The sequence below is a fragment of the Pantoea sp. SS70 genome (genome assembly GCF_029866845.1).
Lineage (GTDB): Bacteria > Pseudomonadota > Gammaproteobacteria > Enterobacterales > Enterobacteriaceae > Pantoea > Pantoea leporis.
Genome location: NZ_CP117199.1, coordinates 1,286,469 through 1,302,565 on the forward strand (window position 1 = coordinate 1,286,469; position 16,097 = coordinate 1,302,565).

Below are 16,097 nucleotides of genomic sequence, written 5' to 3' on the forward strand. Positions count from 1 at the left end.
TGCATCGTGTCGTCCAGTTTTAGCCAGCGATGCAGGCGAAGTCAAATCATGGCGTGGATTTCAGAGCAGTGTGGCGATGATGGCGTGTTCGGCATTAAAACTGGCGGTGACGCTGGCGCCAACCTGCAGATTCTGCTGTTTCACCGCCTCATTGGTGACGGTCGCGCACAGCGTTTCGCCACTCGGCAACACCATCAATACTTCGCTAAGCTGATCGCCGGGCTCAATTGCGCTGATCTGCGCAGCCAGTTGATTGTCGCTGCTGGCGGCGGCGTGACTGACGTGAATCCACGGTGCTTTAATCAGCACCAGCACCTCTTTGCCGCTATCGAGCTGCAAGCGTTCGGCACTGTGTGCGGTGATCGCCACCTGCAGGCGCGTTACGCCATCGGCGAGCAGCACCTCAATGTGCTGCTGCACCTGCTGATGATCGCTGGCCAGCACCGTACCAAACAGCTGATTGCGCGCGCTGGTTTGCAGCGAGAAACGCGCAATCGCCGCCAGCAAACTGTCGAGCGGCAAGCTGTCGTTTTGCAGCACATCGAAGGCCTTTTGTTGAATCTGCTCCATCAACTGGAACAGCTGAATCAGCCGCTCGCCATAACGCGTCAGCTGCGCGCCGCCGCCGCCTTTACCGCCGGTGGCGCGATCCACCAGCGTTTTGTCGGCCAGCTGATTCATCTCATTGATCGCATCCCAGGCACTTTTATAACTGATGCCCGCCAGTTTCGCGCCCTGGCTGATGGAGCCGGTTTGCTGCACGCGTTTCAGTAATTCGATGCGACGCGGATCGGCAAACAGCTTTTGCTGAAGACGAATATGGAGAGAAAGTTCTGCCTGCATGTCAGCTCCTTAGGTTAATCCGCTCAGTTTACTGCTTAAAAGTAAAAGCACGAAAAGGGCAGTGCGTTTTTTTCGCTAACCGTTACAATCACTTTTTTATTTTCTGCGTGAGGTTTCCATGCTGGAACTGTTAAAAAGCCTGGCTGTGGCTATCATCATGGTGCCGATTGTGATGGCGATTATGCTCGGTTTGATTTACGGCCTGGGTGAAGTTTTCAACGTCATCTCAAAATTTGGCCGCCGCGACGATCGTCCTGCCAACAGCTCACAACACTAATTTCTCAACGCCCGCTTCCTGCGGGCGTTTTGTTTCTGAACTTCCGTAAAATCCTGCCGATATAAAGCTCATGACGCATTTGCGCGTACGTTGTATTATCAAATATATAACGTAACAAGGAGCAACAAATGCGAACCATCAAGTACCGTTGGGCTGCTGCAACCGTTTTAAGCGTTTCATTGGCCGGTCATGCCGCGGCCGCAGAGAAAATCACCGTGTTTGCAGCGGCATCGCTGACCAATGTGCTGCAGGACATTGCGACGCAGTACCAGAAGAAAAGCGGTGTAGAAGTGGTATCCTCTTTTGCCTCTTCTTCGGTGCTGGCGCGCCAGATCGATCAGGGCGCACCGGCCGATCTGTTCATCTCTGCCGATCAGCAGTGGATGGACGATGTGGTGGCAAAAAACAGCGTGGTGAGCAGCACGCGCTATACGCTGCTCGGCAATGATCTAGTGCTGATTGCACCGAAAAGCGACGCGGCTAAAGCGGTCACCCTTGATAGCAAAACCGACTGGAAACGCCTGCTGAAAGGCGAGCGTCTGGCGGTGGGCGATCCGGATCACGTGCCTGCCGGCATTTATGCCAAAGAAGCATTACAAAAACTCGGCGCGTGGGACGCTTTATCCCCGCAGCTGGCGCCAGCCAACAACGTGCGCGCCGCGCTGGCATTGGTTGAGCGTAACGAAACGCCGTACGGCATCGTGTATGGTTCGGACGCGGTGGCCAGTCAAAAAGTGCAGGTCGTAGGACGATTCCCGGAAGATAGCCACAAGCCAGTGGAATATCCGATGGCGATTGTCAAAGAACATCAGAACGCAACGGTGGAAGCCTTCTACAACTATTTGCAGGGGCCGGATGCCGCTGCCGTGTTTAAACAGTATGGATTCACGCCGAAGAAATGATATTGAGCGATCCCGAATGGCAGGCCGTTTTTCTCAGCCTGAAAGTGTCCTGTGTAGCTGTGATATGCAGCTTGCCGTTTGGCATCCTGATGGCCTGGATTCTGGCGCGCTGCCGCTTTCCGGGCAAAACCCTGCTGGATAGTATTGTTCACTTGCCGCTGGTGCTGCCGCCGGTGGTGGTCGGTTATCTGCTGCTGATCGCCTTAGGCCGGCGCGGTTTTATTGGCGAATGGCTGTATGACTGGTTCGGTTTCACCTTTGCCTTTAGCTGGCGCGGCGCGGTGATCGCTTCGGCGGTGATGGCGTTTCCGCTGATGGTGCGTGCAATTCGTCTTGCGCTGGAAGCGGTGGATACCAAACTGGAGCTGGCCGCACGCACGCTGGGTGCCGGGCGCTGGCGCGTATTTTTCACCATCACGCTTCCGCTCACCTTGCCGGGCATTATTGTTGGCACGGTGCTGGCCTTTGCCCGTTCGCTGGGCGAATTTGGTGCCACCATCACGTTTGTTTCCAACATTCCCGGCGAGACGCGCACCATTCCGTCGGCGATGTTTACCCTGATTGAAACGCCGGGCGCGGAAGGCACCGCCGCGCGCCTCTGTGCGGTGGCGATTGCGCTGGCGCTGATGTCGTTAGTGGCATCGGAAATGCTGGCGCGCTGGGGCCGTAAACGGCTGGGAGCGGCATAATGCTCAATCTGCAACTTTCTCAGCAGTTGGGCGAGCACCTGCTCGACGTTAACGTCAATATTCCCGCCAGCGGCATTACCGCCATTTTCGGCGTGTCGGGTGCGGGCAAAACCTCGTTGATTAACGCGATTGGCGGATTAACCCAGCCGCAGAGCGGGCGTATTGAGTTAAACGATCGCCTGCTGTTCGATTCGGCCACGCGCGTGAATTTGCCGCCGGAAAAGCGCCGTATCGGCTATGTGTTTCAGGACGCGCGGCTGTTTCCACATTATCGCGTGCGCGGCAATCTGCAATACGGCATGGCGGCCTCAATGAAGCCGCAGTTCAACGCGCTGGTGGCGCTGCTGGGTTTAGAATCGCTGCTGACGCGTTTTCCTGCGTCGCTTTCGGGCGGTGAAAAACAGCGCGTGGCGATAGGCCGCGCGTTGCTGACGGCGCCCGATATTCTGCTGATGGATGAGCCGCTGGCGTCGCTTGATCTGCCGCGCAAACGTGAGCTGATGCCCTATCTGCAAAAGCTGGCGAAGCAGGTCGATATTCCCATTCTTTACGTATCGCACAGCCTCGATGAAATCCTGCAGTTAGCGGATAACGTGCTGGTGCTGGATGCGGGCCAGGTGAAAGCCTTTGGCCCGCTGGAAAAAGTGTGGAGCAGTTCGGCGATGCGTCCGTGGCTGCCGCTCGCCGAGCGCACCAGCGTGCTGCGTGTGCAGGTGCTGGAGCAGCATCCTGATTACCCAATGACCGCGCTGTCGCTTGGCGATCAGCATATTTGGGTGAGCCGGGTGAATCAGCCGCTGAAAACGCCGCTGCGTATTCGCATCGCCTCAGCCGATGTGTCGCTGGCATTGCAGCCGCCGCATAACACCTCGATCCGCAATATTCTGCCGGCACAGGTGGTTGAGCTGCTGGAGATTGACGATCAGGTGGAAGTGAAGCTGCGCATTGGGATAAGCGAACTGTGGGCGCGCATTTCGCCGTGGGCGCGCGATGAGCTGGGCATTCGACCGGATCAGTGGCTGTATGCGCAGATCAAGAGCGTGTCGATAGCAGCGTAAATGGATTCATTGCGCGGTGTGAGAAAAATCCGCGCCATGAATTGCGCCGCGACATCTTACGGTTACAGAACCTCTTGATAGATCACTTCGGCGATGCCCGGCTCCAGATTGGTGCCAATTACCTTTTTGGCGCGCGCTTTGATGGCGTCATCGGCATTGCCCATCGCCACGCCCAACCCCACCTGTTCCAGCATGCTGAGATCGTTGTAGTTGTCGCCAAACGCTAGCACGTCTTGCATGCCAAAGCCCTGACTCTCAACCCACTGCGCCAGACGCTTGCCTTTACTGTTGCCGCCTTTGGCGATATCCACCTGATCGTGCCACGACCATTCACACGCCAGACCAAGTTCGGCTTCGGTGCGTTCGGCAAACTGCTGCAGCGCGCGCGTGTCGGGATGCGACAGCGCGAATTTCCAGATCGAATCAGCCTTAATCGCCGCCTGCGCCAGGCTTGGCACCTGCAGGAACAGCGGACGCTGCGCTTCCGGCAACGATTGCGCCCAGTTAAGCGTACGCGTCACATGGCCGGTTGGCGTTTGGTACAGCATCGCATCATCGACATACAGCAGACCGTGAATGTTCTCTTCATCCAGCATCTCAATCACCCGAGCAGCTTTGCTTTTATCCAGCGGATCGGCGGCCAGCACCTGTTTCGCGGGATAATCATACAAATAGGTGCCATTACAGCAAATTGCGGGTGTATCCAGTTTAAGTGCCTGATAAAAAGGGTGGATAGCGCAGTGGTGGCGACCGGTAACGATCAACACTTTCACGCCCGCCTGTTGCGCGCGGGCCAGCGCTTCGATGGATTCAGGCAAAATGGTTTTATTCGGGGTTAGCAGGGTGCCGTCGAGGTCAAGGGCGATTACGCGGTAGCTCATTACACTTTCCGTCCGGGAGTTGGCAAAGCATTGAGTCTACACCCGGCAGCGGCCCTGAGACAAAAAACAGGGCACAAATGAATCCAGCGCGACAAAATGAAACGCGCTACAGTTATCCCTTTCATCAGGCAGCGAATAAGGAAAACGCATGAAACAAGTCGTGTATACCGCCAGTCCCGAGAGCCAGCAGATTCATGCCTGGCAGTTGCAGGAAGATGGCGCACTGACGTTATTGCAGGTAACAGATGTTGCCGGCCAGGTGCAGCCGATGGTGGTGAGCCCGAAGAAAGATTTTCTCTATGTCGGTGTGCGTCCGAATTTTCGCGTGCTGGCGTTTCGCATTGCGGCCGACGGCACGCTGAGCCTCGCCGGTGAAGCACCGCTGCCGGGCAGCCCAACCCACATCTCCACCGATCGTCAGGGCAATTATCTGTTCTGCGGTTCGTACAACGATGCCTGCGTCAGCATTAGCCCGATTGGCAGCGATGGTTTGCCGCAAGCGCCAGTTCAGGTGATCAGCGGGTTAGACGGTTGCCACTCCGCCAATATCGATCTGAATAACCAAACGCTGTTTGTACCGGCACTGAAGCAGGACCGCATCTGCCTGTATCAGTTGAACGCAGACGGCACCCTGGCTCCGCGTGAACAAGCGCAGGTCACCACCGTTGAAGGTGCCGGTCCGCGTCACATGGCCTTCCATCCGAACGGCGCATATGGCTACGTGGTGAACGAGCTGGATAGCACGGTGGATGTCTGGGCGCTGAACAATGTGCACGGCCAGGTTGAGCGCGTGCAGAGCCTTGATATGATGCCGAAAGATTTCAGCGACACGCGCTGGGCGGCGGACATCCACATCACGCCGGATGGCCGTTTCCTCTATGCCTGCGACCGTACCAGCAGCACCATTACGGTGTTTAGCATCAGTGAAGATGGCTCGGTGCTGGCGATTGAAGGCTACCAGCCAACTGAAACCCAGCCGCGCGGCTTCAATATTGATCACAGCGGTCAATATCTGGTAGCGGCGGGACAGAAATCGCACCACATCGAAGTGTATAAGATTCAGGAACGCGGCCTGCTTAATCCGCTGGCGCGTTACGCGGTAGGACAAGGCCCAATGTGGGTGGTTATCCACCAATTGGGATAAATAAAATGCCTGCCTGATCAAACAGGCAGGCATATTTTCTAACAGCGCGATTCTGTGCTGTTACGCGTACTTCACCGTAATCGACGCACTGGCCAGCGCATGGAAATGCACATTAAAGCCCACCATCGCGCCGCTCGCGCCTTCATCCACGTCAATTTTATCCGTATCCAGCGCATGCACCGTAAAGATGTAGTGATGGGATTCGCCCTGCGGTGGCGCTGCGCCGCCGTAGCCGGTTTGGCCAAAATCGGTACGCGTCTGAATGGCGCTCTCCGGCAAGTCCGCCACGCCGGAACCGGCACCCTGCGGCAACACGGTAACGTCAGCCGGAATGTTCGCTACCACCCAATGCCACCAGCCGGAACCGGTAGGCGCGTCAGGATCGTAGCAGGTGACAACAAAGCTTTTGGTGCCTGCCGGTACATCATCCCACGCCAGATGCGGTGACAGATTGTCGCCCTGGTAACCCATGCCATTGAAAACGTGTCGCTCTGGCATCTTATCGCCGTCGTTAAAATCCTGGCTAACTACGCGCATGATCGCTCCTTTTATGGTTGTGCAGAACCCTCAATCATGGTGGAAATGCGCCGCAACATCCAGTGCCGCACCGACCGCTTGCGTTAGTTTCGTCAGTTCGGCGGCAGAAATCAGATAAGGTGGCATCAGGTAGATCAAGCGCCCAAACGGACGAATCCACACGCCGCGTTCAACGAAGAAGTGCTGCAGCGCCGCCATGTTCACGGCCTGATGGGTTTCGATCACGCCAATCGCACCCAGCACGCGCGCATCGGCCACCGCGTGATGACGGCGCAGCGGCAGCAGCTCGGTGCGCAGCTGCTGTTGGATGTGCGCCACCTGCGTTATCCAGCCGCCTTCATTGATCATCTTCAGACTTTCCACCGCCACCGCGCAGGCCAGCGGATTGCCCATAAAAGTAGGGCCGTGCATAAAGCAGCCCGCTGCGCTGCGGCTAATGGTGTCGGCGACTTCACGCGTGGTCAGCGTGGCGGAGAGCGTCATGGTGCCGCCGGTCAGCGCTTTGCCCAGGCAGAGAATGTCCGGCGTGATACCCGCATGGTCGCAGGCAAACAGCTTGCCGCTGCGGCCAAATCCGGTGGCGATCTCATCGGCAATCAGCAGCAAACCGTAGCGATCGCACAGCTCGCGCACCTGCTGCAGATAGCGCGGATGGTAGAAACGCATCCCGCCAGCGCCTTGCACAATCGGCTCCAGAATCACCGCCGCAATCTCCCGATGGTGGATTTCCACCAGCTGCGCAAAATCGGCAAAATCGGCCTCGTTCCACGCGTCATCGAAAGCGCACTGCGGCGCGTTGGCGAACAGATGTTCCGGCAGATAGCCGCGCCACAGGCTGTGCATCGAATTTTCCGGATCGCACACCGACATCGCGGCAAAAGTATCGCCGTGATAGCCGCGCTTCAGCGTAAGGAATTTCTGTCGCGTTTGGTTGCGACCCAGCCAATATTGCAGCGCCATTTTCATCGACACTTCGACGGCGATCGAACCCGAGTCGGCGAGGAACACGCACTCCAGCGCGTCAGGCGTCATGGCAACCAGCTGGCGGCTCAGTTCCACCGCCGCCGGATGGGTGATGCCGCCAAACATCACATGCGACATCTGCGTCATTTGCTGCTGCAGCGCCTGATTGAGACGCGGATGGTTGTAGCCGTGGATTGCCGCCCACCACGACGACATGCCGTCCACCAGTTCACGTCCGTCGGCCAACTGCAGCTGGCAGCCGTGCGCCGCCACAATCGGATAACAGGGCAGGGGATCGCGCATCGACGTGTAGGGATGCCAGATATGCTGGCGGTCAAAGTTGAGGTCGTCCTGAGTGAACATGTGAGTTGTAAACAATTTTAAAAAGATTTAGTTTACAAGTATAACCACGTTAATCGTCGGGATGAACCCCCTTTTTCTGGAGTAAGCAATGGCAAACCGCTGGACACTGACACAAGCTCAGGCACTTTTCGATAAACCTTTCCTTGAGTTGATGTTTGAAGCGCAGCAAGTGCATCGTCAACACTTCGATCCACGCCAGGTGCAGGTCAGCACGCTGCTATCAATCAAAACCGGCGCCTGTCCGGAAGACTGTAAATACTGTCCGCAGAGCGCGCGCTACAAAACCGGGCTGGAATCGGAACGTCTGATGGAAGTGGACGCGGTGCTGGAGTCGGCGCGCAAAGCCAAAGCGGCGGGATCGAGCCGTTTCTGTATGGGCGCCGCGTGGAAAAACCCGCACGAGCGCGACATGCCTTACCTTCAGCAGATGGTGCAAGGCGTGAAAGCGATGGGCATGGAAACCTGCATGACGCTTGGCACGCTGGATGGCGACCAGGCGCAGCGCCTCGCCGAAGCGGGACTGGATTTCTACAACCACAACCTCGACACCTCGCCAGAGTTTTACGGCAACATCATCACCACGCGCAGCTATCAGGAACGTCTGGATACGCTGGATAAAGTGCGCGGCGCGGGCATCAAGGTGTGTTCCGGCGGCATTGTGGGTCTGGGTGAAACGGTGAAAGATCGTGCGGGCTTGCTGGTGCAGCTGGCGAATCTGCCGACGCCGCCCGAAAGCGTACCGATCAACATGTTGGTGAAGGTCAAAGGCACGCCGCTGGCCGATAACGACGATGTTGAACCCTTCGACTTTATTCGCACCATCGCGGTGGCGCGCATCATGATGCCCTCGTCGCATGTGCGTCTTTCTGCCGGACGCGAACAGATGAGCGAGCAAACGCAGGCGATGTGCTTTATGGCCGGCGCTAACTCCATCTTCTACGGCTGCAAACTGCTTACCACGCCAAATCCGGAAGAGGACAAGGATCTGATTCTGTTCCGCAAACTGGGCCTGAATCCGGAGCACACCGCGACAACGGCGGGTGACAATGAGCAGCAGCATCAGCTCAGCGAGCAGCTGCTGCACGCGGATACCGAGCAGTTCTACAACGCGGCGGTGTAAATGGGCTGGTCACAACGTATCGACGAGGCGCTGACGGCGCGGCGTGCCGCGGATGGCTGGCGTTTACGGCGTCGCGTTGAGCACAACAGCGTGCGGGAAATTACGCTGGAGGGTCAGCGTTATCGTCACTTTTCCAGCAACGACTATCTTGGCTTGAGCCAGCATCCGGCGGTAATTGCCGCGTGGCAGCAGGGCGCGGCCGAGACGGGTGCTGGCGCGGGTGCATCCGGGCATGTGACCGGCTACAGCCGCCACCATGCGCAGCTCGAAGCGGAGCTGGCGGACTGGCTGGGCTATTCGCGCGCGCTGCTGTTTATTTCGGGGTTTGCCGCCAATCAGGCGGTGATCCATCTGCTGGCGGAAAAGCAGGATCGCATCTTCGCCGATAAGCTGGCGCACGCTTCACTGCTGGATGCCGCCAGCCACAGCCCGGCGAGCCTGCGCCGTTTTGCCCATAATCAGCCGGAAAGCCTGGCGAAGCTGCTGGCAACGCCGTCGGAAGGCGGCACGCTGGTGGTGACCGAAGGCGTGTTCAGCATGGACGGCGACAGCGCTCCGCTAACACAGATCGCCGCAGAGACGCGGCGCGGCAACGGCTGGCTGCTGGTGGATGATGCGCACGGTATCGGCATGACCGGCGCGCAAGGGCGCGGCAGCTGCTGGCATCAGCAGGTCAAACCGGAACTGCTGATCGTTACCTTCGGCAAAGGGTTTGGCGTCAGCGGCGCGGCGCTGCTGTGCGATGACGCCACCGCTGATTACGTCGAGCAGTTTTCCCGCCATCTGATCTACTCCACCGCGATGCCACCGGCGCAGTGCTATGCGCTGCTGGCGGCACTGAGGCAGATTCAGCAAGGTGATGCGCTGCGCGAAAAACTGCACAGCCACATTGCGCGTTTCCGCGCCGCTGCGGCGGATTTGCCGTGGCAGCTGGTCGATTCTGCGAGCGCCATCCAGCCGCTGATCGTTGGCGAAAACAGCGCGGCAATGGCGTTGTCGCAGCGGCTGGCGCAGGCCGGCTGTTGGGTCAGTGCGATTCGGCCACCAACCGTGCCGCCGGGCACCGCGCGGCTACGCATCACGCTTACCGCTGCACATCACACCGATGACATTGATCGTTTGCTGGAGGCTCTGTATGACGCTGCAGGTTAACAAACAGGCCGTGGCGCAGGCTTTTGGTCGTGCGGCTGCCCATTACGAGCAGCACGCGCAGTTACAGCGGCTGAGCGGCGATGCGCTGCTGGCGCTGGCGCCCGCTGGTTTTGGTCCGCACCTGCTGGATGCCGGGTGCGGTACCGGCTGGTATAGCCGCTACTGGCGCGATCGCGGGCGCACGCTGACGGCGCTCGATCTGTCGCCCAACATGCTGCAAACCGCGCGCGATCAGCAATCGGCGCAGCACTATCTGTTGGGCGATATCGATGCGGTACCGCTGCCGGACGCCAGCGTTGACGGCGTGTGGAGCAATCTGGCGGTGCAGTGGAGCAGCGACTTGCATACTGCGCTGCTGCAGTTTTTGCGCGTCACGCGGCCGGGCGGCACGGTGCTGTTTTCCACGCTGCTCGACGGTTCGCTGCACGAAGTGCATCACGCGTGGGCGCAGCGGGATGGTCGCCGGCACGCCAACCGTTTCCTCAGCGCTGCCCAGTTTCATGCGGCCACCGCGACGCTGCCGATCGCCGTGCAGCAGCAGGTTATCACCCTGCATTTTCCCAGTGCGCTCAGCGCTATGCGATCGCTGAAAGGCATTGGGGCCACGCACCTGCACGATGGTCGCGGCGCCAGCGTGCTAACGCGTTCCCAACTGGCACAGCTTGAGCAGCGCTGGCCGCAGGACGAGTCCGGTTATCGCCTGAGTTATCACCTGATGTATGGAGTTTTAAGCAAATGACACGCTGGTTTATTACCGGAACCGATACCGAAGTGGGCAAAACCGTGGCCAGCGGCGCGCTGCTGCAGGCGGCAAGCGCCGCCGGTTTACGCACCGCAGGCTATAAGCCGGTGGCATCCGGCTGCGAAATCACGCCGCAAGGCATTCGCAACAGCGACGCGCTGGCGTTGCAGCGCTACAGCACCTTGTCGTTAAGCTACGAGCAGGTGAACCCGCTGGCGTTTGTCGAGCCGACCTCGCCGCATATCATCAGCGCGGAAGAGGGCAGGCCGATTAGCTTTGCCACGCTGTCAGCGGGCTTGCGCGCGCTGGAGCAGCAGGCAGAATGGGTGTTAGTCGAAGGCGCAGGCGGGTGGTTTACGCCGCTGTCGGAGACGAAAACTTACGCCGATTGGGTGGAAGCCGAGCAGCTGCCGGTGATTCTGGTGGTGGGTGTGAAGTTAGGCTGCATCAATCATGCCATGCTCACCGCCGAAGCGGTTAAAGCGCGCGAATTGCGCCTTGCGGGCTGGATTGCCAATGATATTCAGCCGCCGGGCAAACGCCATCAGGAGTATATGGCTACGCTGCGTCAGCGCATTGATGCGCCGTTCCTCGGTGAGATTCCGCACCTGCGCGATGAGGCGCAGCAGGCCGAGTGCGGGCGTTATTTGACGTTGCCGCAATAAATAACCCGGGTCGCCATTCACGGCGACCTGGCTACATCTTCACCTTGCGGTCAGCCACTTATTCACCGTCAAATCATCCAGCTGCGCCACTTTGCCGTGCGCCACATTGCGTCCGCGATGCAGCAGCAGGAAATAATCGGCGACGCGGCGGACAAACGAGACGTGCTGCTCAAGCAGCAGAATGGTTAAACCATACTCACGGTTTAAACGACGGATCAGATTGCCCATCTCCTCTTCCAGCCACGGCGACATCCCTTCTGTCGGCTCATCCAGAATCACCAGCTTGGGTTGCAGCACCAGCGCACGCGCCAGGGCCAAATGTTGTTGCTGTTCCATTGGCAACTCGCCGCTGCGCTGATGGCGCAATGAATAGAGTGCCGGGAACAGGTCGAACACCATTTCCGGAATGGCACGGCTACGATCGTCCTGTGCCGCCATCAGGGCGATCAGCAGGTTATCCTCCACGCTCATTTGCGAGAAAATATGCCGTCCTTGCGGCACATAACCAATGCCGGTGCGCGCGCGCAGTTCGGCCGGTTGCAACAGTAAATCTTCCGGCGGCGCGCCATCTTCCTGCCAGGTCATTGAGCCACTGTTAATTGGCAGGCGGCCCATAATGCAGTTCACCAACGTGGTTTTGCCCATGCCGGGACTGCCCAGCACGCCGGTACAGGTGCCCGGCGGCAGATCGAGATCGACATCCCACAGAATGTGATTTTGACCGTAAAACTGATTCACCGAACGTAAACTCAGCATCTGACATACTCCTTCCAGATTATTAGCCTGAATGCTCCCGCTCTGTGTCGTCTGGCATACAGTCGTGCACGATTGATGGACACCGCTGTCGTCGGCAAGCGCCGATATGGACTCGTCACTCCATAGTGCTAACACTGCAATTCCCAGGCCAGTTTAGCAATTCAGGCGCAACTGCGGCGGAAACCTGACAAATCAGCGGCTAAAAGTTGAGAAACGCTTAACAATTGCCAGCGGTGATAAACCGACTGCACTTTGACGGTGCTGACTGCTTAACGTTTCTGGTGCATTTGATCGTTCGTAAGGCAATAACCGGAGAAATAAATGGCCTTAACGCCTGACTTTTCGCCGGGCACGGGAAGGTAAAGCCGGAAAAAGGGGGGGAATGCGACACGCACGGCGGGAAAAATAAATGCGAAAAAATTTTTTTTCACGCTTAAGAATGGGCGGGAGAAAATTATACACAGCTGATGGGCTCGGGGCTGGATTCACTTATCCACCATTACTGTGGATAACCTTGTGCATTAGCGACTGAAAACCGTGTGGAAGCGAGTAAATTCGCGGCCTTCCTACATTATGATGAGAAACTGGGCTTTTGAGTCAAAGTGAATTAAAACAGCAGGTTAGTTAAAATCAAGCATGCGAATTATCTGCCTTGTCATCGGACTGCAATTTAATGACACTCTATTGACAAATGTTAAAAGCATCCTCCGCCTGGGGATAACATTGCGCAACAACAACTTGCCGCCTGCCGCTTAAATTGCACTGAAGAGAATCGCCGTCAGGTGCCATTATCGTGCAAGGTTACTGTGATTATGTCCAGTATTTTTTTCTGGCAAATTCGCCATAGCAGAGTAGAATTAGCAGCCTGCCCGCCGACTTCATCTGCTGGAACCGCTAAAACATGAGCAAAGTCTTTAAACTCAACTCCGCTTTCAAGCCTTCAGGGGATCAACCTGAGGCGATTCGCCGTCTCGAAGAGGGACTGGAAGATGGACTCGCGCATCAAACGCTGTTGGGCGTGACCGGCTCAGGTAAAACCTTTACCGTGGCGAATGTGATTGCCGACCTCAACCGCCCGACGATGGTGCTGGCGCCAAATAAAACCCTGGCGGCGCAGCTCTACGGGGAGATGAAGGAGTTCTTCCCGGATAACGCGGTGGAGTTTTTCGTCTCATATTACGATTACTATCAGCCTGAAGCCTATGTGCCGAGTTCTGACACCTTTATCGAAAAAGATGCCTCGGTGAATGAGCACATTGAGCAGATGCGTCTGTCGGCGACCAAAGCGCTGCTGGAGCGCCGTGATGTCATCGTCGTGGCCTCGGTTTCGGCGATCTACGGTTTGGGCGATCCCGATCTCTACCTGAAAATGATGCTGCATCTGACGCGCGGCATGATTATCGATCAGCGCAGCATTCTGCGTCGTCTGGCGGAGCTGCAGTACAGCCGCAACGATCAGGCCTTCCAGCGCGGCACCTTCCGCGTGCGCGGCGAAGTGATTGATGTGTTCCCGGCGGAATCGGACGACATTGCGCTGCGTATTGAGCTGTTTGATGAAGAAGTTGAGCGGCTGTCGCTGTTTGATCCGCTCACCGGGCAGATTGATTCGGTGATCCCGCGCTTTACCGTCTATCCGAAAACGCACTATGTGACGCCGCGTGAGCGCATTCTTAAGGCGATGGAAGAGATCAAAGATGAGCTGGTGGTGCGCCGCAAAGTGCTGCTGGAGAACAATAAGCTGCTGGAAGAGCAGCGTATTTCCCAGCGTACGCAGTTCGATCTCGAGATGATGAACGAGTTGGGTTACTGCTCCGGCATCGAAAACTACTCGCGCTATCTCTCCGGGCGCGGACCGGGCGAGCCGCCGCCGACCTTGTTCGACTATTTACCGGCGGATGGCTTGCTGGTGGTCGACGAATCGCACGTCACCATTCCGCAGATTGGCGGCATGTATCGTGGTGACCGCGCGCGTAAAGAGACGCTGGTGGAGTACGGTTTCCGCCTGCCGTCGGCGCTGGATAACCGTCCGATGAAGTTTGAAGAGTTTGAAGCAGCCGCTCCGCAAACCATTTACGTGTCGGCCACGCCGGGCAATTACGAGCTGGAAAAATCGGGTGGTGAGGTGATCGATCAGCTGGTGCGTCCAACCGGCCTGCTGGATCCGATTCTGGAAGTACGGCCGGTGGCGACGCAGGTTGACGATTTGTTGTCGGAAATCCGCAAGCGTGTTGAGATTAACGAGCGCGTACTGGTGACTGTGCTGACCAAGCGTATGGCGGAAGATCTTACCGAATACCTGGTGGAGCACGGCGAGAAGGTGCGCTATCTGCACTCGGATATCGATACTGTGGAACGTATGGAGATCATCCGCGATTTACGTCTTGGCGAATTTGATGTGCTGGTTGGCATCAACTTGCTGCGAGAAGGTCTGGATATGCCGGAAGTGTCGCTGGTGGCGATTCTTGATGCCGATAAAGAGGGCTTCCTGCGTTCGGAGCGTTCGCTGATACAGACCATTGGTCGCGCCGCGCGTAACATCAATGGCCGGGCGATTCTCTACGCCGATAAAATCACGCCGTCGATGGAGCGCGCGATGGGCGAAACCGAGCGTCGTCGTGAGAAGCAGCAGAAATACAACGAAGAGAATGGCATTACGCCGCAAGGGCTCAACAAGAAGATCACCGATATTCTTGAGCTCGGCAAAAACGTAGTGAAAACGCGCGGTAAAGGCAAAACCGCCTCACGTACCGCAGCAGAAGCGGAAGCCAACTATATGGCGCTTACGCCGCAGGCGATGCAGAAGAAGATTCACGAGCTGGAAGGGCAGATGCAGCAGCACGCGCAGAATCTGGAGTTTGAAGAGGCTGCCAGCGTGCGCGATCAGTTGCATCAATTGCGCGAGCTGTTTATTGCGGCTTCGTGATCGTGGTATCCAGGTCGCCATAATCGTGATGGTTGTAACCAGGTCGCCATAAATGGCGATCCTACGGGAATTCAGCGTGGTTTTCATAGGGTGCGCATTTATGCGCACCTGGAAATTAAACGGCCTGAATCGCGTGTTCCAGCGCGATGCGCAGCAGCTGGCGGTCATGGCGATATTTGATGTCGGCGGCCTCCAGCGGTTCGCGAATAATTAAACGCTCTTCCACGCCGCGAATATCGGCGGCCGGACTCACCACCACCGCATCAATCACCCGCTTGCCAATCGCTTTCTCCATGATCGCCAACTTATCGGCCACATTCAGGCTAGCTGCCGCTGGGCTCAGTTCGCGGCCCAGATTGCCGATAAACACCATGGTGGCAGGCGTACGGCGCAGCGCGCGCGCCATCTCTTCAATCAGCAGAATCGGCATCAGGCTGGTGTAGAAGCTGCCGGGGCCAATCAGAATCAAATCCGCTTCGCCAATCGCCTCGATAGCTTCACGGGTTGGCAACACATTCGGATGTAACATCAACTCTTGGGGCGGCTGCTTCATCTCATCAATTGCCGTTTCGCCGTACACCATATTGCCTTCGCCATCCTGCGCCACCAGATCGACCGGCTGTTCCGACATCGGGATCAGAAACGCATCGACCTTGAGCAGATTGCGGATGATGTTGATGGCTTCCAGCGGGCGCACGCTGAGATGATCAAGCGCCTTCAGCATTAGGTTGCCGAGATTGTGTCCGGCCAGCTCGCCATTGCCGGTGAAGCGATACTCAAACATCGCGGTGGCGACGCTCGGTTCGGTGATCAGCTGATTGATGCAGTTACGCATATCGCCCCACGCAATGCCGCCTTCCGAGCGGCGAATGCGGCCGGTGGATCCGCCGTTATCGGTGGTGGTGACGATGCCGGTCAGGCGCGAACCTAACGGTGCCAGCGCCGACATCACGCGGCCCAAACCGTGTCCGCCACCTAATGCCACTACGCGATCCAAATCTGCCAGGGTTCGATTCATGTTTCTCCTTTGTCACTGACGTCCTCGCGTTGAGGCGTAGTTGAACTGATGTGCATCAATATCT

16 protein-coding genes are annotated in these 16,097 nt (G+C 57.5%); 10 read left to right on the top strand and 6 right to left on the bottom strand.

Annotated elements, in window-relative coordinates:
• Positions 1-60 precede the first annotated feature (60 nt).
• Positions 61-843 (bottom strand): molybdenum-dependent transcriptional regulator, encoded by a 783-nt coding sequence (gene modE / locus PO881_RS05905; protein ID WP_280172592.1) that lies wholly within the window; start codon positions 841-843, stop codon positions 61-63.
• Between the two features lie 118 nt (positions 844-961).
• Between modE and PO881_RS05910 the strand changes: the two genes are divergently transcribed.
• From PO881_RS05910 to modC, 4 genes are all read left to right on the top strand, one after another.
• Positions 962-1,120, top strand: a complete 159-nt coding sequence (locus PO881_RS05910) for an AcrZ family multidrug efflux pump-associated protein (protein WP_007890616.1) — start codon at positions 962-964, stop codon at positions 1,118-1,120.
• Between the two features lie 128 nt (positions 1,121-1,248).
• On the top strand, positions 1,249-2,022 hold the full coding sequence (modA, locus tag PO881_RS05915; protein WP_280172593.1) for a molybdate ABC transporter substrate-binding protein: 774 nt from the start codon (positions 1,249-1,251) through the stop codon (positions 2,020-2,022).
• Entirely contained in the window at positions 2,019-2,711 is a 693-nt protein-coding gene (gene modB / locus PO881_RS05920; RefSeq protein WP_192236612.1) for a molybdate ABC transporter permease subunit, read from the top strand. The genes modA and modB overlap by 4 nt, the downstream gene beginning before the upstream one ends.
• On the top strand, positions 2,711-3,769 hold the full coding sequence (gene modC, locus PO881_RS05925; RefSeq protein WP_280172594.1) for a molybdenum ABC transporter ATP-binding protein ModC: 1,059 nt from the start codon (positions 2,711-2,713) through the stop codon (positions 3,767-3,769). Before modB ends, modC begins: the two co-directional genes overlap by 1 nt.
• A 62-nt stretch (positions 3,770-3,831) precedes the next feature.
• Here the strand turns inward: modC and PO881_RS05930 are convergent, their stop codons facing one another.
• Complete coding sequence (locus tag PO881_RS05930; protein WP_280172595.1) at positions 3,832-4,650, bottom strand: pyridoxal phosphatase; 819 nt, start codon at positions 4,648-4,650, stop codon at positions 3,832-3,834.
• Between the two features lie 148 nt (positions 4,651-4,798).
• Between PO881_RS05930 and pgl the strand changes: the two genes are divergently transcribed.
• Positions 4,799-5,794 (top strand): 6-phosphogluconolactonase, encoded by a 996-nt coding sequence (gene pgl, locus PO881_RS05935; protein ID WP_192236609.1) that lies wholly within the window; start codon positions 4,799-4,801, stop codon positions 5,792-5,794.
• A gap of 60 nt (positions 5,795-5,854) precedes the next feature.
• Here pgl and PO881_RS05940 read toward each other — a convergent pair whose 3' ends face one another.
• Positions 5,855-6,331 (bottom strand): kinase inhibitor, encoded by a 477-nt coding sequence (locus PO881_RS05940; RefSeq protein WP_280172596.1) that lies wholly within the window; start codon positions 6,329-6,331, stop codon positions 5,855-5,857.
• Between the two features lie 30 nt (positions 6,332-6,361).
• The gene (bioA, locus tag PO881_RS05945) at positions 6,362-7,657 is read right to left on the bottom strand and encodes an adenosylmethionine--8-amino-7-oxononanoate transaminase (protein ID WP_280172597.1); all 1,296 of its coding nucleotides are present in this window, start codon (positions 7,655-7,657) and stop codon (positions 6,362-6,364) included.
• A gap of 88 nt (positions 7,658-7,745) precedes the next feature.
• Between bioA and bioB the strand changes: the two genes are divergently transcribed.
• From bioB to bioD, 4 genes are read left to right on the top strand one after another with little or no spacing between them, the layout of a single operon-like run.
• Positions 7,746-8,777 (top strand): biotin synthase BioB, encoded by a 1,032-nt coding sequence (bioB, locus tag PO881_RS05950; RefSeq protein ID WP_192236606.1) that lies wholly within the window; start codon positions 7,746-7,748, stop codon positions 8,775-8,777.
• Positions 8,778-9,929, top strand: a complete 1,152-nt coding sequence (gene bioF / locus PO881_RS05955; protein ID WP_280172598.1) for an 8-amino-7-oxononanoate synthase — start codon at positions 8,778-8,780, stop codon at positions 9,927-9,929. It begins immediately after the preceding gene.
• Positions 9,913-10,668: a malonyl-ACP O-methyltransferase BioC gene (gene bioC, locus PO881_RS05960; protein ID WP_280172599.1), complete on the top strand. Its 756-nt coding sequence runs from the start codon at positions 9,913-9,915 to the stop codon at positions 10,666-10,668. Before bioF ends, bioC begins: the two co-directional genes overlap by 17 nt.
• On the top strand, positions 10,665-11,336 hold the full coding sequence (gene bioD, locus PO881_RS05965) for a dethiobiotin synthase (RefSeq protein ID WP_280172600.1): 672 nt from the start codon (positions 10,665-10,667) through the stop codon (positions 11,334-11,336). Before bioC ends, bioD begins: the two co-directional genes overlap by 4 nt.
• 39 nt (positions 11,337-11,375) lie before the next feature.
• Here bioD and PO881_RS05970 read toward each other — a convergent pair whose 3' ends face one another.
• The gene (locus PO881_RS05970) at positions 11,376-12,092 is read right to left on the bottom strand and encodes an ATP-binding cassette domain-containing protein (RefSeq protein ID WP_110865765.1); all 717 of its coding nucleotides are present in this window, start codon (positions 12,090-12,092) and stop codon (positions 11,376-11,378) included.
• A 901-nt stretch (positions 12,093-12,993) separates the two neighbouring features.
• On the opposite strand from PO881_RS05970, the gene uvrB reads away from it, so the two are divergent.
• Positions 12,994-15,015 (top strand): excinuclease ABC subunit UvrB, encoded by a 2,022-nt coding sequence (uvrB, locus tag PO881_RS05975; protein WP_101763180.1) that lies wholly within the window; start codon positions 12,994-12,996, stop codon positions 15,013-15,015.
• Positions 15,016-15,130: 115 nt separating this feature from the next.
• Here uvrB and yvcK read toward each other — a convergent pair whose 3' ends face one another.
• Positions 15,131-16,033: a uridine diphosphate-N-acetylglucosamine-binding protein YvcK gene (gene yvcK, locus PO881_RS05980; RefSeq protein ID WP_280172601.1), complete on the bottom strand. Its 903-nt coding sequence runs from the start codon at positions 16,031-16,033 to the stop codon at positions 15,131-15,133.
• Positions 16,034-16,097 lie beyond the last annotated feature (64 nt).

Excerpts from the sequence above, each read along its gene's own strand:
- uvrB (WP_101763180.1), top strand. The coding sequence starts at position 12,994 with ATGAGCAAAGTCTTTAAACTCAACTCCGCTTTCAAGCCTTCAGGGGAT.
- bioD (WP_280172600.1), top strand. The coding sequence starts at position 10,665 with ATGACACGCTGGTTTATTACCGGAACCGATACCGAAGTGGGCAAAACC.
- PO881_RS05970 (WP_110865765.1), bottom strand. The coding sequence starts at position 12,092 with ATGCTGAGTTTACGTTCGGTGAATCAGTTTTACGGTCAAAATCACATT.
- PO881_RS05930 (WP_280172595.1), bottom strand. The coding sequence starts at position 4,650 with ATGAGCTACCGCGTAATCGCCCTTGACCTCGACGGCACCCTGCTAACC.
- modE (WP_280172592.1), bottom strand. The coding sequence starts at position 843 with ATGCAGGCAGAACTTTCTCTCCATATTCGTCTTCAGCAAAAGCTGTTT.
- modB (WP_192236612.1), top strand. The coding sequence starts at position 2,019 with ATGATATTGAGCGATCCCGAATGGCAGGCCGTTTTTCTCAGCCTGAAA.
- modA (WP_280172593.1), top strand. The coding sequence starts at position 1,249 with ATGCGAACCATCAAGTACCGTTGGGCTGCTGCAACCGTTTTAAGCGTT.
- modC (WP_280172594.1), top strand. The coding sequence starts at position 2,711 with ATGCTCAATCTGCAACTTTCTCAGCAGTTGGGCGAGCACCTGCTCGAC.
- bioC (WP_280172599.1), top strand. The coding sequence starts at position 9,913 with ATGACGCTGCAGGTTAACAAACAGGCCGTGGCGCAGGCTTTTGGTCGT.
- yvcK (WP_280172601.1), bottom strand. The coding sequence starts at position 16,033 with ATGAATCGAACCCTGGCAGATTTGGATCGCGTAGTGGCATTAGGTGGC.
- bioF (WP_280172598.1), top strand. The coding sequence starts at position 8,778 with ATGGGCTGGTCACAACGTATCGACGAGGCGCTGACGGCGCGGCGTGCC.
- pgl (WP_192236609.1), top strand. The coding sequence starts at position 4,799 with ATGAAACAAGTCGTGTATACCGCCAGTCCCGAGAGCCAGCAGATTCAT.
- bioA (WP_280172597.1), bottom strand. The coding sequence starts at position 7,657 with ATGTTCACTCAGGACGACCTCAACTTTGACCGCCAGCATATCTGGCAT.
- PO881_RS05910 (WP_007890616.1), top strand. The coding sequence starts at position 962 with ATGCTGGAACTGTTAAAAAGCCTGGCTGTGGCTATCATCATGGTGCCG.
- PO881_RS05940 (WP_280172596.1), bottom strand. The coding sequence starts at position 6,331 with ATGCGCGTAGTTAGCCAGGATTTTAACGACGGCGATAAGATGCCAGAG.
- bioB (WP_192236606.1), top strand. The coding sequence starts at position 7,746 with ATGGCAAACCGCTGGACACTGACACAAGCTCAGGCACTTTTCGATAAA.